Below are 19,159 nucleotides of genomic sequence, written 5' to 3' on the forward strand. Positions count from 1 at the left end.
AAGCGCTCTTAGACAACCTAATTCGCATCCGAGGCAAGTGGCACACGGCGCAGTGTGCAGGTAGGCGATGTCGGAGCCGGATTCGCAGTCGCGTGGACATGCGGGTTGGCCACCACCGACCAACCCAGCACCCGTTTGGAATGCTCGTCGCGCACGCGCACAGGTACATGTCGCCTTCGTCGCCTGCGCGGTGGATTGGGCGGATTCAATCGGTGGTCGGAATGCATGATTTGCCGCCGACGTTGCCGCCGCGCACCCGCGAAGTCGACCCGTCCCGCAAAAGTATCGCGCCCACGGTCTGCGTCGGTAGCCCGGTTGATTAGGCGGCGAGTTGAAGACCCACCAGAAGGGAATCGGCGGTCAAACGCTTGGGTTCTCAACGACCTGGGCTCGAAGCGAAAAATTAGTCCGGGTCCGGAGTGATCCGCTCGTGGACGGTCGTCGGCGTTTTGCTGTACATCGAGCGGGCCGGGAGTGCTGCTTTGCTGCTGAGTGCGCGGTAGTCAGACATCAGCTGTTCGGCTAGGGCCCGCAGTCTGACGTTCGTGTTCTGGGAGTGCCGTCGCAGCATGTCGAAGGCCGTCTTGTCATCGACGCCGTATAGCGAGATGAACATGCCTTTCGCCTGCTCCATCGCTGCCCGGTGCTCTGCCACTTCTGCGACCGCCGCCGATATAATTTGTGCAACAGCCGCGGATACTTGGTCGCGGATCGTGCTCTCCGATGGGTTGTTCAATCGGACTCCTACGCGGCCTGCTGGTCGACGCCGCTCCGTGTGTCAGCTCGAAGTCGAAGCGAAGTGAGACAGATGTCTGTCGGAATCAAGAACTGCCCGCTCCGATTGTGCTCCCGCGGGTGAAGTCCGACGGTGCGGTCCCGCCCGACCTGCGGCCATCGCGCCCCCGCGGTTCTCTACCAGTGTGTGGTGAGCACCGCGTCGAATCCAGGCCCGCTCGTCGGCGGGCTCGAAGTCGACGTCAACGACGTCCTGGCCCCGGATCGTGGCCAGTGGAACCTGCATCCGTGAGGCCGTAACCCACCCAAGCTGTGGCAAGCTGACCAAACCGACCACGCCGATATTCGTCCCGCACCACAAGCAGCCATCAGCACAGTGAGTGTGGTTTGCGAGATGCAGCGAAGATTGACAGGAATGGCCTGGCAACTCTGACAAGAATTCGGCGAGCCGCAAGAGCTTGCTAATTTTGCTCGCTGGCGGCGCACTCCGTCTATGACGAATGGTTACCGACCACGCCCAACCCAAGGCAAGTGCTCCGCCGCCACGCGGCCGCCGGCTTCGGGGACGGCCGCTCTCCATGGCGGATTACTCCGCACCTGCGGATCGGGCACCTAACGCCGTCGAGCAGAACGTCGAAGCGCCAGCGGCGCTTTGGCTCGGACCACTCCGCGCGTTAGCTGTTGTCTCCAAGGTCATTTGCAACGCCAGGAAACTTGCGAAGATCCCGACGGAGGTGGCTGACCATACTACGGCCGCGGACCGCTCGCCACCACTCGGTTCAGGTCAAATGGTCGAAATCTCCACGGGTCCAAGCGATATGTCGATCTGCGGACGCTCGAAGCAGCGCCTTCGCGTCGGCATTGACGGAGTTGTTGAAATTTCCGTAGATCCGGTCGTATCTCAGCGGTTCGAGCTGGGTGACAATTCGCTCGACCACAGCGCCGGAAAGCGGGATCTTGTTCGGATAGCTGCGCATGAAGCCGACTGACCGATGGTCGGGATTCGGAAAGACACTGTCACCAGTCAGCAAAACGCCCTTTGTCGCGGCGCCGTCGACCCAATGAAGAACACTGCTCCCTCGGAAATGGCCGCCGACCTGATGCAGGGTCACACCAGCGGTGATCTCCCGAGTTCCACTCCAAAATTCGACCACGGGATCACTGCGGCCCAACCACTCTCGGTCGGCTTCCGCCACCAGCACCGCGGGATTTCCGAGTCGACGAGACCATTCCACCTGAACACCGAACATATGGGGATGGCTGGACGCGATCGCCAAGACCGGCCCGCGTGCGAGCACCCGAGCACCGGCCTCGTCATCCACATACCCGATAGGATCCCAAATGATCGACCCTGCAGGGGTTGTCAGTGATTGCATCGTTTGCCCGATACCGACAGATGGATCGGTAGCAATCCCGACCAACCCCGGTTCATTGTCGGTCCAGGTCAGCTGCTGACCGACCGCAGCCAATTCGTGCAGTGTTGTCCAACGCTGCCCCGTGGCAGGCAGATACTGACGTTCATCCGAACAGATCGGACACTCCTCTGGCGTGGGTTCTTCATACTCGACGGCGCACGTGGCACAGATCAACACGCTGGTCTCCTCGGAAGTATTGTCGACACTCAGAGGCTAAAACCTCACGTGCCCTTGAGGTCAACCAACCGTCCGACTGGTTACACGTGAGGATCAGTGTCTCGGAACGTACCGGCAACATTGTTGATGTTCAGGCCTTGTTGGCCGAGAACCATCCGCCGCCGGGGGTTACCCGATCTGGATAGTCAGGTGCGCCTGGGGTCGGTTCCCTTCAGACCTCAGACGTCCTTCAGACCTCAGACGTGTAGGCGTTGTCGATCACCCATACAGTCAGCCTTTGCGCCGCCCCTCCCGCGGATCGGGGAGCGCCTGCCCGCCAGCGAGAACCACTGTGCGACCCTGTACTTCAGGTCAGTCTGTGCCCGGCAAAATTCGTTTTCAATCATGTGGGCGGTGCGATGCCATAGATTCCATGACCGCTGCGATACGCGGTTGCGCGCCGGCGAGACCGGCTCGGGCAAGGGCGCTGGGCGCATGGTCGCCCAGACGATCGGCACCGCCCGCCCGCGAACAGCGCACACGCCACGATCCTGGTCCGCCGCGACAGCATGTGTGGGTCACGTGCGCCACCGCACACAGTTCTCGGTAGCCATGACGCGCAATGCCGCTATCGACGCGCCATCGCCGCGATCCCGAGGCCAGATGGACACCGATGCGCTGCCCCGGCGCGGTCCAAGATTCCGTCTCCGGCGCCTGGATCTCTGACGCCGAGGTCGCCGAAATGCCCTACAACGCCTTCGCGTCCACACCCGATCGGACCACCGCCCGCCTGGTGATGCGCCGGGTCGAAGACGCCCGCTTTCCTGACGCGCTGTTCCCGATCTGGCGATATCACCCGTTCTTCACCGACACCGACGCCCCCCGTCGAGCAAGCCGACACCACCCACTGCCAACACGCCATCATCGAGACCGTGTTCCCCGACCTGATCGCCGGGCCGCTGGCACACCGGCCGTCGGGGCGCCTCGGCGCCAACTCCACCTGGATCCTGTGCGCGGCGATCGCACAACCTGCTACGCGCCGCCGGTGTACGCGCCAAGCAGGTTCACGCCCGAGCACGACGATCGACCCTGCGACGCTGGATCATCAAGATCGCGGCCCGACTGGCCCGCCCACAACGCCGACCGATGCTGCACCTACCCGCCACTGGCCCTGGGCTAAGCCCTGGCTCCAGCTGTGGCACAACACGATCGGACACAGCCCACCCACCCCGCCAGACACGGCCCGACCGGAGAACACAGGAAAAGCTGGGCAGACCAGCGGGCGTGTCATGCCCAAACCAAAAATCACGATCAGCCCGCAGCCCCGCACCGTCACCAACTACCCATCAGTGGATCGAGGCTTAGCAGCCGAAGCCGAGCCGATGGTTCGCTTATCGGCTTCCGGCTCGGATCATCACTATCTAGAATTGTGGTCGACCCGTCGTCATAAGGAGGGTCTCATGCTCACCGACGCACCCCCGGTGAAAGACCTACAGGCGCGTCGACCGTTCCCTGCACGGTTGGGGCCGAGAGGCCACCTGGTTTATCGGCTGGTGACGACCACCGATCACAAGCTGATCGGCATCATGTACATGGTCGCCTGCTTCATCTTCTTTTTCATCGGCGGCCTGATGGCGCTGTTCATCCGCGCCGAAGTCGCGGTGCCGGGGCTGCAGTTCCTGTCCAACGAACAGTACAACCAGCTGTTCACCATGCACGGCACCGCCATGTTGCTGTTCTATGCGACCCCGATCGTGTTCGGCTTTGCCAACATCGTGCTGCCATTACAGATCGGCGCCCCCGATGTGGCCTTCCCCCGCCTCAATGCACTGTCGTTCTGGTTGTTCGTGTTTGGTGCGATGATCGCCCTGTCGGGGTTTATCACTCCCGGCGGCGCCGCGGATTTCGGCTGGACCGCCTATGCGCCCTTGTCGGATGCGATTCACAGCCCAGGAGCCGGCGGCGACTTGTGGATTCTCGGGCTGGGTGTCGGCGGCTTGGGCACCATCCTGGGCGCTGTCAATATGATCACCACGGTGGTGTGCATGCGTGCACCGGGCATGACGATGTTTCGGATGCCGATTTTCACTTGGAACATCCTGGTGACGTCGATCCTGGTGCTGCTGGCCTTCCCGCTGCTGACCGCCGCGCTGTTCGGGCTGGCCGCCGACCGCCACCTCGGCGCGCACATCTATGACCCGGCCAACGGCGGACCGATCCTGTGGCAGCATCTGTTCTGGTTCTTCGGCCACCCCGAGGTCTATATAATCGCGCTACCGTTCTTCGGCATCATCACCGAAGTCCTTCCCGTTTTCTCCCGCAAGACCCTGTTCGGCTACACCACGTTGGTGTACGCCACCATGAGCATCGCGGCGCTGTCCATGGCGGTGTGGGCGCACCACATGTTCGCCACCGGCGCGGTGCTGCTGCCCTTTTTTGCCTTCATGACGTATTTGATCGCGGTGCCGACCGGGATCAAGTTTTTCAACTGGATCGGCACGATGTGGAAGGGCCAGCTGACGTTTGAGACGCCGATGTTGTTCTCCATCGGCTTCTTGGTGACCTTCCTACTTGGTGGGCTCACCGGAGTGATATTGGCCAGCCCGCCGTTGGATTTCCACGTCACCGACTCCTACTTCGTGGTCGCCCACTTCCACTACGTGCTGTTCGGCACGATCGTGTTCGCCACCTACGCCGGGGTGTATTTCTGGTTCCCGAAGATGACCGGCCGGCTGCTCGACGAGCGGTTGGGCAAGCTGCATTTCTGGCTGACACTCATCGGTTTTCACACCACGTTCTTGATCCAGCACTGGCTCGCGATGAGGGGATGCCGCGCCGCTATGCTGACTACCTGCCCACTGACGGCTTCACCACGCTGAACGTCGTCTCCACCATCGGAGCCTTCATCCTGGGAATATCCGTTCTGCCGTTCACCTGGAATGTGTTTAAAAGCTGGCGCTACGGCGAGCCGGTCACCGTGGACGACCCGTGGGGCTACGGCAACTCGCTGGAGTGGGCGACCAGTTGCCCGCCGCCGCGGCACAACTTCACCGAGTTACCGCGGATCCGTTCGGAGCGGCCGGCATTCGAGTTGCACTACCCGCACATGGTGGACCGCATGCGCGCCGAAGCCCACATCGGCCGACACGCCACTGTAGGCGAATCGCCGGGTGGCTTCGGCCCGCGCACGGAGCCCGACCGAGGCAGCTAAGGCTTAGTGGTCAGCCAACGTCCGAGAGCCGGTCCCGCCCCGGCCGCTGCGGCAGCCCCGACATCGTGGGCGTGCAGGACCGAGGCCGAGCCGGTGGGCAGCGATGAGCGTCCCCCCGCTCCTCATGACGCCCTGGGTCGCGCGGTAGGCGTCGACGGAGAGCAGTTTGGCGGGGTCGGTCGGAAAAAGGAGCCGTTGAGCCGACGACGGTATAGGTCGGGGAATGTTGCTTCGGCGACGAGTGGCCATCCAACGGACCCCCAATGCCGCCACTGCCGATCGGTACGAGACCGGTTTTTGGAATGTGTAGGACAACGGAATTAATCGCATCGCGGCCGAGCGGGATCGTGCAACTATGCCCTCATGGCCGACGATATTCCCGACACCGTCAAGGCTGGACAACCAGCGATGAGTACGACGCTGCATCGCGGACTGAGTGTGCGGGGTGTCATCGCGCTCGCGGTCAGCGATATCACTCCGATGGCGTCACTGCTCATCATCGCTCCGGTTGTGCTGGCGGCGGCGGGTACCGGCGCGATGTGGGCATACCTTGTGGGCTGTTTTTTGGCGGTCAACGTGGCCCTGTGCATGGGTGAGCTCGGATCGATGTATCCGGTCGCGGGCGGGCTGTATTCGATCGTGCACCGAGTGTTGGGCCGCCCGATCGGCTTTGTGGCCCTCGTCGACTACATCGCGCAGGGGGTGTTCCTGCCGGCCAGTATCGCGCTCGGGGTCGGCACGTACCTGCATGCGCTCAGCGACTCTATTCCAGTGAACCTGTCGTCGGCGATCGCGATGGCCGTGGTGACGCTGCTTGCGGTGTTGCGGATCCATGTCGGCGCGATCCTGGTCGCCATATTCCTCGCCATCGAGGTCGTCGTCATCGTGGTGGTCGCCGTCGCCGGCTTCACGCACTGGAACCAGCCATGGAGCATCCTCAGCCATCCGGTCATCTTCGACGGCTCCGCGCTCTCGTCGGTCGGTGTGGGCGCCGTGGTTGCCGCACTGGCGATCACAATGTTCTCCGTCAACGGCTACGACAGCGCTATCAACTTTTCGGAAGAGACTCGTGGCGGACCGGGCACCGTCGGAAAGGCAGTCGTCATCGCGGCACTGACGGGAATCGTTCTGGAGCTCGTGCCGTTCTTCGCCGGCTTGATGGGTGCTCAGGATTTGACCCAGTACCTCTCCAGCGCAACGCCCCTCACCGATCTGATCAGCGAGGTGTGGGGCCCGACGCTGACGAATATCGTTATCATCGGCGCTTTGTTCGCTGTGCTGAATGCGATCCTCGCGATCACGCTGCAGTTCGCCCGGATCCTCTGGTCGAGCGCGCGCGATCGGGCCTGGCCCCATTCGGTCAACGCCGCTCTCGGACGCGTCCATCCCAAATTCCAATCACCGTGGGTGGCCACCCTCATCCTCGGCACCGTGGCGACCGCGCTGTGCTTCGCCTCAGATCTGGTCACCACCGTTACTTTCACCGCAGTGCTGATCATCGTGCTCTACGGGCTCATCGCCGTTACCGCGCTGATCAGCCGTATCCGCGACAAGAACATCGCACGGCCGTCACGGATGCCGTTATGGCCCTTGCCTCCTCTGCTGGCCCTGGCCGGCGTCGTCATCGCGCTCACTCAGCAGAAGACTCAGGACATCTGGATCGTCGTCATCCTGTTCGCCGTCGCCGCCCTCTACTATTTCGCCTACCTGCACCGAGCGCGGCACGATCGATGGGTGCCGCACACCGTTCCCGAGGAGGCGCTGTGACACCGCCGGCCGGACGCGGGCGGGCGCGGGAGCTGGGATTTCCCGTCGGCCACCTCCCCACCGGCCCGCTTAACGCCGTCACCGACGTCCCCGGCGTCCGGGTAGGGCACACGACGGTATGGCGGGACGGCGAAGTCACTGCACGTACCGGAGCCACCGCCGTCTGGCCGCACGACGGCAACCCCTTCCGAGAACGCGTGTACGCCGCGACGAGCGTGTTCAACGGATACGGCATCCTTACCGCCGACATCGTTATGCACGAGTGGGGTCTGCTGGGTGCACCCATCGTGTTATGCGACACGGCAAATGTCGGAGTTGCCTACCAGGCCTGTGTGCATTACATGTCGGAACTCGACCCGTTGGTCGGAACCGACGACGTGTTGATGCCCGTGGTCGCCGAATGCGACGACGGCTACCTCAACGACAACCGTGCCACCACGCTCACCGAAACCGACGTGCACGTCGCCCTCGAATCGGCCGGCACTGGGCCGGTATCCGAGGGCGTCGTCGGTGCGGGCACTGGCACACAAATGTTCGACTTCAAGGGCGGCATCGGCACCGCGTCGCGCATCGTCGAGATCGGCTCGCGGAGTTATACAGTCGGAGTGCTGTTGAACACCAACTACGGCACCCGCCAACAGTTGCAGATCGCCGGGCGGCCTCTCGGCCGGCACCTCACCGCCAATATGCCTCTCCACCACAAGGAGGGATCCTGCATCGCGGTGGTGGCGACAGACCTTCCTCTGCATCCGAGTCAACTTCGACGACTCGCGCGACGTGTCGACATCGGTCTCGGGCGCACAGGCAGTGTCGGCAACGACGGCTCCGGCGAGATCTTCCTCGCCTTCTCGACCGCCCAGCGCATTCCGCGTGCGGCGCCCGACGGCATCCTGGCGATCGAAGTACTTGTGGAAGGCCAGTTCTGGAGACAGGGGTCACCGTTCGACCTGATCTTCGACGCCGTTGCGGAGGCATCAGAGGAAGCAGCGCTCAACGCGCTATGTCAGGCGGACACCGTCGAGGGACGCGAAGGCCACGTCCTGTCAGGCTTTCCCATTCACGACGCCCTCGACCTCCTGCGAGGCTAGTCGTCGACCGCTTCGCGGCTGCGCTGGAGACCTTCTGCACGCGTGATTCGGGTGAACTAGGTGTACTGACCACGGACGTTGGTGACGGCGTGGCGGGGTGACAAGACGAAGACCTCCGAGTGAAGTGCGAGCTGCTTAGGAACGCACTCATTCACCGGAGGTCTTCGTGTCCCACCGTAATGCCCCATTGTCGGAAACTGGTCGGCTGCGTCTGGCTCGTTGTGTCGTGGAGGACGGCTGGCCGTTGCGCCGAGCTGCGGAACGGTTTCAGGTGTCCGCGACTACCGCGGCCCGCTGGGCGCGCCGCTACCGTGCCCAGGGCCGGGCCGGGATGGTTGATCGGTCATCGCGCCCACATCGCAGCCCCAACCAGACCCCGACACGCACCGAGCGACGAATCATCAAGGTGCGGGTTATCCGCCGGTGGGGACCTGCCCGCATCGGCTATCTGCTGGGACTGCATCCCTCGACGGTGCATCGGGTGCTGACCCGGTACCGGCTGGCCAAATTGCGTTGGCTGGACCGTCCGACCGGGCGGGTGATCCGACGCATGGAGGCCGCCCGCTGCGGGGACCTGGTCCACGTCGATGTGAAGAAACTCGGCAAGATTCCCGCCGGCGGGGGCTGGCGGATGCTGGGCCGCGCCGCCGGTAAACGCAACGCCTGGGCCGATAGGAGCTCCGACGTCACAACGGGGGGCGTAAGTCCCGGATTGGCGGGTATTCATGAGCAGCGGAGTTTCTACGAAAGGGGTCCGCTTTGCCTGCTTCCACCCCTGCTCGACCGTTGGTCAACACTTTCGAGCGCGCCAAGAAGCTCGACGAGCCCGCACAGGCGATCGCCAAGAAGGTGCGCGCACTGCTTTCGGCCGGTGCGGTCAAAGACGCGATCAGCGGGACATGGCTGGGCCATCCGGTGCATCCACCGCTCACCGACCTGGTCATCGGCCCGTTCCTGGCGGCCTCAGTGCTCGATTTCCTCGCGCCGCGCAGCGGGGAGCGGGCGGCCCGACGACTCATTGCCGTCGGCATCGCCGCGGCCACCCCTACCGCGCTCACCGGAATCAGCGACTGGGCAGACACCGAACTGTCCGACGAAGGCGTGCGGCGCGTCGGTCTAATCCATGCCGGCGCGAATCTCTCTGCCCTGTTGCTCTATACCGCCTCGCTTGCCGCCCGCTGGCGTGGCCGACGGGGCCGTGGGGTCTTCCTCGCGCTGACCGGCGCTGGGCTCCTCGGCGGCAGCGGCTACCTCGGCGGCCATATGTCGTATGTCCGCGGCGTCGGAGTCAACCAGACGGTGTTCGACGCCGGCCCCGACAAGTGGACGCCCGTGCTGAACGACGCTGAACTCGCCGTCGGCAAACCGCACTCCGGTGCCGCCGCAGACACGCCGGTTCTGCTCGTGCGCAACGGCAATGACATTTACGCGATTCACGACCGCTGCGGGCATCGGGGCTGTCTGCTCAGCGAGGGCGAACTGCAGGGCCACGTGATCACCTGCTCGTGTCACGGTTCGCAATTCGACGTCCGCGACGGCACACTCCTGCGCGGCCCGGCCGTCACGAGCCAGCCGGGCTTCGACACGCGCACCACCGACGGCCGCATCGAGGTGCGCCGATCAACCCGCGGTTGAACCGTTTCAGCCTGGTAGAGATAGGGAGATCGATAAGGGAGGGGCCCTCGGCGGTGAGTCCCGCGATGGGCGTTAGGCGCGGCGATTGGAGCAGTCCGGGCTGACGATGCTTTGTCCGGTCCGGACCATTCAGAAGCGCCATCATCCTGATGCCTAATGCATGATGCAGAGACTTACGCCGCGCCTGTGGCAGGATAAATGACCCGCTTTCCACGCCACCAACGCCGCAACCCACCGGGCCCGCCGCCCGTCGACGCTCACCCACGTGTTGGTTGAGTAGGGAGCGCTCGAGCGCACTACCTCGCGGATCTGTTCGGCTGGACGTTGCGCCGCGGTCTGGCGTTGCAGCGCAGCCAAGCTGATCTGCTGACAGCTGGCGCACCACGGGTCCGGCTACGTGCTCGGCCAGGAGTCGCCCACACGGTCATCGGGCCAGCGCCGGTCGACACCGTCGCGCGGCCGCCTGGTGGCCAAGGAAGGCAAACCGGCCGGCGACAGGCCAAGGCGATTCATCGAGGGGATTTTGTCACTAGGCACTATTCCGACCTTGCCGAAGCCGTACGGGCGTCGGCGTTCGCCGACGATTCCTACGTCAGGCTGTCCGCCTCATCGGCCTGGGGCACGCGGTCCGGATGGCGGAGCTGAAAGAACACGGCGAGAATGATCCCGATCGCCATCCAACAACAGCCCACGACCTTGGCGTGGATGTCGGCGCTCCACAGGGCATAGCCGAGGACTGCCGTACCGATCAACGGTGAGATCCAATGCAGGAAGATGTTCCTCGAGCGCTGCCGAATGCCGAGGCTCCCGATCACAGCGATATGCAGGAGAATATAGGCCGTCAACGCGCCGAAGGTGACCAAGGTTGTCAGGATGCCCTGCTGTTCGCTGCCGACGATGCCGATCACCAGTGACAGGCACGCGATGAGTATCAAGGCGTTCGCGGGGACCTTCCTCGAACTCACCTTTGCCAGGAAGTGGGGCAGGCAGCGGTCCCGAGCCATGCTGAAGACGAGCCGCGATGAGGTTGATTGCGAAGCAATGGAATTCCGCGAAGATGGCGATGAGCGCCGATGTCAATGTCACCACGACTTCGAACCAATGCCCGACCACATCTCCGGCGATGTGATAGAACGCGTTGTTGGTCTCGTCCCCGTCGGCGAAGGTGGTGGCAGCCGGCACGAAGATGGCGGCCAGATAAACCTGTACGACGAACAGGAAGGTGACCGCGACCAGGACGATCATGGTTGCCCGCGACACTGTTTCACCGCCACCCCGGGCTTCTTCGTTGAGTGTCGAGATGGCGTCGAACCCGATGAAGCTCAGCGCTGCAATCGGAATGGCGCCGAAGACGATGCCCCAGGAAAAGCCGTCGCCGTTGTACAGCGGCGTCAAGGACAACGCGACGGTGCCGCGGGCCAGCGCAACCAGCGCGCCGACGATGAAAATAGCGAGCACGATGAGTTGTATGGCCAGGAACAGCTTGTTCATCGCCGAGGTCATGTTGATCCCGAGCAGATTGATGGCGGCGGCGATGACCACGAAGAGGATGATCCACATCCAGGCGTAGGTGGCCGGGAAGATCGACACCATCGCCGCCGCCGCGAAGACCGACAGTAGGGCCGGCAGGAGCAAATAGTCGAGCAGGATGGCCCAGCCGGCCATGAATCCAACGAAGTTGCTCAGGCCGAGTCGTACGTAGGAGTACACCGACCCCGCTACCGGATACCGGCGCGCCATCTCCCGGTAAGACAGAGCGCTGAAGACCATGGCGACCGCCGCCACTAGATAGACCAGGGCGGCCATGCCGTGGGAGAAGTTGAACACGATGCCGAACACCGGTAGCGGCGCGAGCGGCACCATGTAGATGATCCCGAACACGACAACGTCGGTCAGGGACATGGAACGCTGCAATTGCTGCCTGTACCCGAAAGTCTCGAGTTTCGGCTGCGCGTCTGACCCGGCAGCATCGTTCGGGGTGCTCTGCACGCGCTCACTCATCGCGTTCGCTCGCTTTTGTCAAGGAATTCGCCGACGATGCGGTTGAACTCTTCGGGCACTTCTAGATGGGCGGTGTGGGCGGCCCCGGGGAAGACGTGCGCGCGGGCGCCGGGAATGTTCGTCACGAACGGCTCCCACGCGACCCGTTGCGCTTCGTCGTGTTCACCGGCGAGTACGAGCGTCGGGACTGCAATGGTGGGCAGCCGATCGGCGACCATCCAATCCCTCAGTGTCCCGGGGCAGTGGAATTCGCTAGGGCCGAACATCTTTTGATAGACGGTCGGATCAGCCTCCAGTTGCGTGAACGATTCGTTGAGGCAGTCGGGCCAGGGTTGAATACGACAGAGGAATCGGTTGTAGAACTCTCCGACCGCGGCCAGGTACTCGGCACTGTCGGTCGTTCCAGCCGTTTCATGCGCGGTCAAGGTCTGCTGTAGGTCGGTGGGAAGCCGGGTCCGCAGCGAGTCGGTGGACTGCAGCCACAGGTCCACGGACGCCGGAGAACTCGCAAGGGTCATCGACAACACGCCGTCGGGATGAGTCAGGACGTACTCCGGCGCTAGCATGCCTCCCCACGACTGGCCCAGGAGGTGGAAGCCATCCGTCAGTTCCAGGGCCACGACGAGGTTGCGGAGCTCTTCAACGAAGAGCTCTACACTCCAGAAGTCGGTTGGTGCATCTGGAAGGTGCGTGCTGAGGCCGCAACCGAGTTGGTCGTAGTGGATGACTGCACGCCCGGTGTCGGCGAGGTCGGCCATCGGCTTGGTGTAGTTGTGCGCGATGCCTGGGCCGCCATGCAAGATGACCAGCGGTGCACGGTCAGCGCCGCGGGCCGGCTTCGTCACCTAGTACCAGGTGAGCAACTCCTGACGAAAGGGGATCGCTCCCCTTGCAACTCGGCGGTTGCGAGTGTTGGTGGCGCTTGCAGCTGTAAGGGTGTTGTGAGGTTCCATCTCGCACTCGTGATTGGAGGGCTGGTGGTTGGAATCAACCACGCCGAAACTACGCCAACTCCCTTCGGAGTGTTCGACGGCCAGCTTCCCGTCCCTGCCGTCCCCACAACGTGTGGTCTAAGTATGGAAACGATCACAAGATACCGCCGCCCCACTCCACCCCGGTGCGGGGCAGGGTGGTGGGCTGCTCCGAGCGTCAAGCCGTCGCGCTCGTGATGCCGCATGACCCTCCGTTGGGTGATGATCGACAGTGCATAGCGCAAGTGGTCGTCAAGCCAGCACAGAACTCCACTTGAGTGTTGTCGGCCAGTCACCAGTGGTCGAAGTCGGCTTGTCAGCGTTCGCCGCGTTGTTCGGCGGCAAAACCAATCTAAGAGGTCTGGGGTCTTCTCCCCGGCGCTAATGCGATCCGGCCGGCCGCCTGGAGGCGGCCACTGATGGAGGCCACCGACCTCGAGTAGGCAAATCTGCCAGCTGATCCTCCGGATTGTGTACCGCCATCGAACCCACAACCGACCATTACTCTCTGACGCATAACCAATTGCACCTGCTACTGTGCGAAGAACTCGACATCATCGCCGCCCAACTCGCCCGGCTCCGCTAGGCTCGGCCCTGCGCGTCTCGTGCTGGCTTCACAGGTACCCGACGTCAACGGCAAGCGGGACCTGCCGGCCGGTTGAGCGCGATGGCGCCAGCCGGTTGTCTTTCCGCTGCGGCATCCCCTTCGATCAGGTACTCGTCTCGTAGGAATACATCGGCTCGAGCCAAGTATCCGACAGCGTATATCCGGCGGGGAATGGGTCGGTGGGATCGAAGCCGACCTTGATTAGCTGGGTGATCCAGCCCTGCCCTGCGATACTCGGGATGATCGCATCGACCGAGCCTTGCTTGATCGTGCTCTCTACCACCGCGTCGAAGGTCGTTCCCACGATCGACTCGTGGATGAAGCGCTCGCCCACTCCGATCTGGCCGCGGGCGTGCATCACGGCAAGGCGTGCCGACGTTCCGGTGCCACAAGGGCTTCGGTCGATGCGACCGGGCGATACGACAACGGCATTGCGTGCCCTCAGTACACCGTCAACGCGTTCCGCGGGGGTGGTGAACGACAGGTTGGTGATCCCGGGATATTCGGAATGCACGGGATGCACTGCAGGGGGCAGTTGCTCGATGGCAGCGGCCTTGATCCGCTCTCCCATCATCCGTAACTCGCGCCCTTCGGCGGGATCCAGCCTGAATCCGGCACTGACCGCGTCGACGATCACATAACACATTCCACCCCAAGCGATGTCGACCTCCAGTGCACCGATGCCGGGGACGTCGATCGTCGCGCCGAGTTGGTACACGAAAGCCGGCTGATTGACAAAGCGGACACTGGTCACCTTGCCGTCGCGGCATTGGCACTCCACATCGATAAGCCCCGCCGGAGCTTCGAGGGTGAATCGAGTGACGGGCTCCTCCATGGGGATCATCCCGGTTTCGAGCAGCACCGTAGCGACGCAGATTGTGTTGCTGCCCGACATCGCCGGATACTCCGTGGATTCCATGATCACATAGCCCATCACAGCCTTCGGATTGTTGGACGGCAAAACAACGTTGACACTGCGGATGACGTTGCCGCGCGGCTCCCGCAGCAAGCGAAGCCGCAGGTCATCCCGATGGCTCTGCAGGTAGTTCCGCTTGTCGAACATGGTTTCGCCGGGCACGTCGCCGACCCCACCCACCACTACGTCGCCGACCTCCCCTTCCGCGTGGCACCCAACGACGTCGACAAGATTGTTCAACCGCATCGAAATGCTCCCTTCAACAGCTTGCTTACTATCCTGTGCACCTCAATATTTCGTCGTTCATCGATCACTGAGCCGGGAAGACAGCGCATAGGCCGGGTTTCTCCGGGGCCGTGCGCGTCGACAGCGTCGATGGTGTGCCTTCCGGTCACAGCTCCTCCGGTCTGCCCATCAACGTATCCCGCGCCGAGCGCGGTTGGCGCACCAGAACGCCGGCGCGCTGATCGACGAACTATCGCACAAGTACAGCGGTGAGCAATGGGCCGAGAAGCAGATGCGACCGAATCAGGCCGGCGATTTCACCCGGCGCGGCGCGCAGTGTGGCGACCGATCGTCGGTGCGGCAGATGAGATTGTCGCGTGCGCCGTCTTCGACGATGCGGCCATGCTCGAGCACTGCCGACAGCAAGCCATCACGCGGTGCCGAACTCATCACTGCTGCTGCGTGGTTCCTGCTGTTGCCTTCAAACCAGTCCATGTGACTACAATGTGACATTGCACTAAGCGGAAGGGTCACGCCCGTGCACATTGTCGTTGTCGGTGCCGGCATTGTCGGCGCAGCCTGCGCACGCGTGCTGGCTAGAACTGGATTCGACGTCGCGGTCGTCGATCGAGGTGCCGTCGCCGGGGGTACATCGTCCTGCGGCGAAGGCAACCTCCTGGTGTCCGACAAGCCGCCGGGGCCGGAGCTGGATCTTGCGTTGCTGGCAATGACCCGATGGCCGCGCATCGTATCGGAACTGAATGACGAACTTGGTGACGGGTTTCCATCGATCGAGTATGAGCCCAAGGGCGGTGTCGTCGTCGCTTGCACTGACGCCGACGCGGACGCGCTGGAGTCTTTCGTGGAGAACCAGCGTCGGCAGGGAGTGGAGGCGCACACCGTGACGCCGGGTGAGGCACTTCGACTCGAGCCACATCTGAACCCCGATATCTCCGCCGCGGTGCACTACCCGGGGGATGCCCAGCTGCAACCGACCGCGGCAGTCGAGGCGCTGCTGGCATCGGCCCGAAGGGCCGGAGCGTCGGTGCGCACCGGCGAGCGGGTCATTGGAGCGCTGCGCGACGGCGCCGGCAGCCGCCTGGTCGGCCTGCGGACCGACCGTGGTGCCCTGTATGCGGACGCTGTGGTCAATGCCGCCGGCCCGTGGGCCGGAGAGGTCGCCGCGGTGCTGGGCGCCCCAGTCCCGGTGTTGCCCCGGTACGGGAGGGTCCTGGTCACCCCGCGCATGCCACACCGGGTATTCCATAAGGTCTACGACGCCGACTACGTGAGTGCCACCCAGTCGTCCGACACTGACCTGGAGACGTCCACAGTGATTGAATCCACCGCCGCGGGAACGGTTCTCATCGGCTCATCACGACAAAGGGTGGGCTTCGACGACCGCCTTCAGGTGCGCGTGGTCGCTGAAATCGCGGCCAAAGCCGTGCGGCTCTTCCCCTTCCTCGAAAACGCCCAGGTGCTGCGCACCTACGGCGGGTTTCGGCCGTATATGCCTGACCACCTTCCGGTAATCGGACCGGACCATCGGATGTCGGGGCTCTACCACGTCACCGGACACGAGGGCGCCGGCATCGGCCTGTCGGTGGTGTCCGCCGACATCCTTCTAGCGCAGATCACTCAGACAGTTCCGCCCATCGAACCCGCACCGTTCGCACTGAGCCGCGCGAGCCTGGCGCCACACCTTCGGGATGCGGCATGAGCGCGCGCGGCATCCCACCGGCACACGACCCGATCCGGCCACTGCCGACCAGCGAGGTCGAGATCGAGTTCGAGGGCCGCGCTTACCGCGGCGTTCGCGGTCAGTCGATCGCCGGGATTCTGCTCGCCAACAATGAGATCGCGTGGCGTACTACGGGTGATCTTCAGGCACCGCGGGGAGTGTTCTGCGGTATCGGCGTCTGCTTCGAGTGCGTGGTCACCGTCGACGGACTTGCCGACGTTCGCGCCTGCCTGCGACGCGTCCGAGGTGGCGAACATATTGAACGCCAACACATCGCGCCACCACTTCCGTCGCAGGATCGTCACCATGAATGAGGCCGACGTAGTGATCATCGGGGCCGGTCCGGCGGGACTCGCCGCGGCAGTGTCCGCGCGCCGGATGGGGGCAAGGGTCCGGATTCTGGAGTCCTCTGACCAATCGGGAGGCCAATACTGGCGGCACCTCCCCGTTGACCGGCCGGCCAGTGAGGAACCGCGACTGCACCACCAATGGCAGCGCTACCAACAGTTTCGGTCGGCCATCGAGACCGATGCCGGTGTGACAGTCGACTTGGGGGCGCACGTCTGGGCGATCGAACGCCCCGACAACGCCGTGCGCGTCCACACCGTGTGCGGCGAGGTCGACGGAGCCGGTCGTCGCAGGCAGTCGATCCTTGCCCGGACGTTGATCCTGGCCACCGGTGCCTACGACCGCGCACTACCCGTCCCGGGCTGGACGCTACCGGGTGTGGTTACTGCGGGCGCCGCTCAAGCCTTGGCCAAAGGCGAACGCGTGATGATCGGTGAGCGGGTGTTGATCGCCGGAGCGGGCCCCTTCCTGTTCCCGGTGGCCGCCTCGATGCATCTGACCGGGGCCAAGGTGGTCGGTGTGTACGAGGCGTCGGGATTCGGCAGACTGGGCCGCCACTGGCTGAGCCGGCCATGGGAATTATCTTCTGCATTAGCCAAATTGGCCGAGTTCACCGGGTACGTCGGCACCCATCTGCGCGGCCGGATTCCGTACCACCCGGGATGGGGTGTGGTGGCGATCAATGGCACCGACCATGTCACCTCGGCCACGGTGGCCAGACTCGACGACCAGTGGCGGCCTGTCGGGACGAGGCGAACGGTAGACTGCGACGCGGTCTGCCTGGGGCACGGCTTCAGCCCCCGGCTGGAGCTGGCCATTGCGGCGGGCTGCGACCTGACCGGCGACCGCTTTGTCATCGTGGACAGCTCCCAGCGGACCAGCGCCCCTTCGGTGTTGGCCGCCGGGGAGATCACCGGAATCGGCGGCGTGGATCTGGCGCTAGCCGAAGGTGAAATCGCCGGCTGGGTGGCCGCTGGAGGGACAGCCACCGATGCGGCGCTGATGAACGCGCGGCGTGCCCGCGCAGTGTCGACGAGATTCGCCCGCCGTATCGCCAACGCACATCGAATCGGCTCCGCGTGGACCGACTGGCTTGACCCGTCGACTGTGATTTGCCGTTGCGAGGAAGTCGATTACGGCACCCTGGATCGGGTCCGCCATGCCACCGAGTCGGTCGGACTGCGCTCCCTGAAGCTGACCACCAGGGCCGGGCTGGGGCTGTGTCAGGGGCGGATTTGCGGCCGCTCGGTCGAACACATCCTGTCCCGCAGCACCGAGGGTGCCGGCTTCGCCGACAGTGCCAGCACCGATCGCAGACCGATCGCTGCGCCCATTCGACTCGGGGAACTATCCCGGCCCGCAGAGTTCGTCGACGATCCGCCATCACCATCCGCCCCGGAAAGGAAAACCGTATGAGGGACACGACAATGGATCTGGGTGGCGTTATCGTCGCCACTACACTGGCGTTCAAATCGGACGCCTCGGCACCCGCTGGTCTGGCCGTCGACTACGACAAGTTCGGCGAACACGTCGATTTCCTGATGAGCAACGGATGCCGCGGCGTCGGGCCGAATGGTTCGCTCGGCGAGTACTCCTCGCTGACCGACGAGGAACGCCGCAGGGTGACCCAGGTCGCCGTCGACGCGGTCGCCGGCCGCGGTCTGGTGGTCGCCGGCGTACACGGCGTCGGCTGGCATCAATCGCAGATGTGGGCCGAGTACGCCAAACAGGACGGCGCCGACGGCGTGCTGCTGCTCCCCCCGATTCTGTACCGGTCGACCCACGACGGAATTGTCGAACACTTCCGCCACGTTGCCGAGGTGGGGCTGCCGATCATGGCCTACAACAACCCGTTGGACACCAAAGTCGACCTCACCCCACCACTGATCGCGCGGCTCGCCGAGATCCCGGAAGTTGTTGCTGTCAAAGAATTCTCGGGTGACGTGCGTCGGGTCTTCGATATCAAGGAGCGCTGTGACATCGATGTCATCGCCGGCGCCGACGACGTACTGTTCGAGATGCTGGTCGACGGCGCCGTGGGGTGGTTTGCCGGCTATCCCAACGCCTTTCCCAGGGAAGCCGTCGAACTGTACGAGCTGTGCGTGTCCGGCAAGTGGCAGGAGGCCCGGTCACTCTATGAGCAACTGGTCGCCGTGTTCCGCTGGGATTCGCGCACCGAGTTCGTCCAGGCGATCAAATTGTCGATGGACATTTGCGGCAACAGCTACGGTGGTCCGACCCGGCCACCGCGCACGCCGCTGACGCCGCAGCAACGCGCCCAGGTCACCGCGGACACTGAACGCGCCCTGGCAGGACTGGCCGCCCGCTGACCCAGCGCGACAG

General features: G+C 63.9%; 13 protein-coding genes and 5 pseudogenes. 11 read left to right on the top strand and 7 right to left on the bottom strand.

Annotated elements, in window-relative coordinates; translation table 11 throughout:
- Positions 1-403: 403 nt before the first annotated feature.
- On the bottom strand, positions 404-736 hold the full coding sequence (locus ACVWWN_RS24405; RefSeq protein WP_457146150.1) for an ANTAR domain-containing protein: 333 nt from the start codon (positions 734-736) through the stop codon (positions 404-406).
- A gap of 168 nt (positions 737-904) precedes the next feature.
- Here ACVWWN_RS24405 and ACVWWN_RS24410 point away from each other — a divergent pair.
- Positions 905-1,027, top strand: a pseudogene (locus tag ACVWWN_RS24410) (DUF1906 domain-containing protein); the annotation flags it as partial.
- Positions 1,028-1,514: 487 nt separating this feature from the next.
- Here the strand turns inward: ACVWWN_RS24410 and ACVWWN_RS24415 are convergent.
- Positions 1,515-2,327, bottom strand: coding sequence for a hydrolase (locus ACVWWN_RS24415; protein WP_457146151.1), 813 nt, complete (start codon positions 2,325-2,327; stop codon positions 1,515-1,517).
- Between the two features lie 429 nt (positions 2,328-2,756).
- Here ACVWWN_RS24415 and ACVWWN_RS24420 point away from each other — a divergent pair.
- The 6 genes and pseudogenes from ACVWWN_RS24420 to ACVWWN_RS24445 all read left to right on the top strand — a co-directional run.
- A pseudogene (locus ACVWWN_RS24420) lies at positions 2,757-3,541 on the top strand (IS1380 family transposase); the annotation flags it as partial.
- Positions 3,542-3,766: 225 nt separating this feature from the next.
- Positions 3,767-5,517: pseudogene (ctaD, locus tag ACVWWN_RS24425) on the top strand (aa3-type cytochrome oxidase subunit I).
- A 363-nt stretch (positions 5,518-5,880) separates the two neighbouring features.
- Positions 5,881-7,284: an APC family permease gene (locus ACVWWN_RS24430; protein ID WP_457146152.1), complete on the top strand. Its 1,404-nt coding sequence runs from the start codon at positions 5,881-5,883 to the stop codon at positions 7,282-7,284.
- The gene (locus ACVWWN_RS24435; RefSeq protein ID WP_457146153.1) at positions 7,281-8,372 is read left to right on the top strand and encodes a P1 family peptidase; all 1,092 of its coding nucleotides are present in this window, start codon (positions 7,281-7,283) and stop codon (positions 8,370-8,372) included. Before ACVWWN_RS24430 ends, ACVWWN_RS24435 begins: the two co-directional genes overlap by 4 nt.
- Before the next feature lie 166 nt (positions 8,373-8,538).
- A pseudogene (locus ACVWWN_RS24440) lies at positions 8,539-9,054 on the top strand (leucine zipper domain-containing protein); the annotation flags it as partial.
- 104 nt (positions 9,055-9,158) lie between these two features.
- Positions 9,159-10,007: a Rieske 2Fe-2S domain-containing protein gene (locus ACVWWN_RS24445; RefSeq protein ID WP_457146154.1), complete on the top strand. Its 849-nt coding sequence runs from the start codon at positions 9,159-9,161 to the stop codon at positions 10,005-10,007.
- A gap of 587 nt (positions 10,008-10,594) precedes the next feature.
- On the opposite strand, the gene ACVWWN_RS24450 is transcribed toward ACVWWN_RS24445, so the two are convergent.
- The 5 genes and pseudogenes from ACVWWN_RS24450 to ACVWWN_RS24470 all read right to left on the bottom strand — a co-directional run bounded on the left by ACVWWN_RS24450 (position 10,595) and on the right by ACVWWN_RS24470 (position 15,222).
- Positions 10,595-11,011 carry an amino acid permease gene (locus ACVWWN_RS24450; protein ID WP_457149258.1) on the bottom strand — a complete coding sequence of 139 codons (417 nt, stop codon included), beginning with the start codon at positions 11,009-11,011 and terminating at the stop codon, positions 10,595-10,597.
- Between the two features lie 106 nt (positions 11,012-11,117).
- Positions 11,118-12,008, bottom strand: a pseudogene (locus tag ACVWWN_RS24455) (APC family permease); the annotation flags it as partial.
- Positions 12,005-12,853, bottom strand: coding sequence for a proline iminopeptidase-family hydrolase (locus tag ACVWWN_RS24460; protein WP_457146155.1), 849 nt, complete (start codon positions 12,851-12,853; stop codon positions 12,005-12,007). The pseudogene ACVWWN_RS24455 and the gene ACVWWN_RS24460, both read right to left, overlap by 4 nt.
- 836 nt (positions 12,854-13,689) lie before the next feature.
- A complete protein-coding gene (locus ACVWWN_RS24465; RefSeq protein WP_457146156.1) occupies positions 13,690-14,748 on the bottom strand; it encodes a proline racemase family protein in 1,059 nt (352 codons plus the stop codon).
- Positions 14,749-15,030: 282 nt separating this feature from the next.
- On the bottom strand, positions 15,031-15,222 hold the full coding sequence (locus tag ACVWWN_RS24470) for a hypothetical protein (protein ID WP_457146157.1): 192 nt from the start codon (positions 15,220-15,222) through the stop codon (positions 15,031-15,033).
- A 43-nt stretch (positions 15,223-15,265) separates the two neighbouring features.
- Between ACVWWN_RS24470 and ACVWWN_RS24475 the strand changes: the two genes are divergently transcribed.
- From ACVWWN_RS24475 to ACVWWN_RS24490, 4 genes are read left to right on the top strand one after another with little or no spacing between them, the layout of a single operon-like run.
- Positions 15,266-16,447, top strand: coding sequence for an NAD(P)/FAD-dependent oxidoreductase (locus ACVWWN_RS24475; protein WP_457146158.1), 1,182 nt, complete (start codon positions 15,266-15,268; stop codon positions 16,445-16,447).
- Positions 16,444-16,782 carry a (2Fe-2S)-binding protein gene (locus tag ACVWWN_RS24480; RefSeq protein WP_457146159.1) on the top strand — a complete coding sequence of 113 codons (339 nt, stop codon included), beginning with the start codon at positions 16,444-16,446 and terminating at the stop codon, positions 16,780-16,782. The genes ACVWWN_RS24475 and ACVWWN_RS24480 overlap by 4 nt, the downstream gene beginning before the upstream one ends.
- Positions 16,775-18,232, top strand: coding sequence for an FAD-dependent oxidoreductase (locus ACVWWN_RS24485; protein ID WP_457146160.1), 1,458 nt, complete (start codon positions 16,775-16,777; stop codon positions 18,230-18,232). The genes ACVWWN_RS24480 and ACVWWN_RS24485 overlap by 8 nt, the downstream gene beginning before the upstream one ends.
- Positions 18,229-19,146, top strand: coding sequence for a dihydrodipicolinate synthase family protein (locus tag ACVWWN_RS24490; protein ID WP_457146161.1), 918 nt, complete (start codon positions 18,229-18,231; stop codon positions 19,144-19,146). Before ACVWWN_RS24485 ends, ACVWWN_RS24490 begins: the two co-directional genes overlap by 4 nt.
- Positions 19,147-19,159: the final 13 nt, after the last annotated feature.

The organism is Mycobacterium sp. URHB0021 (genome assembly GCF_054057895.1).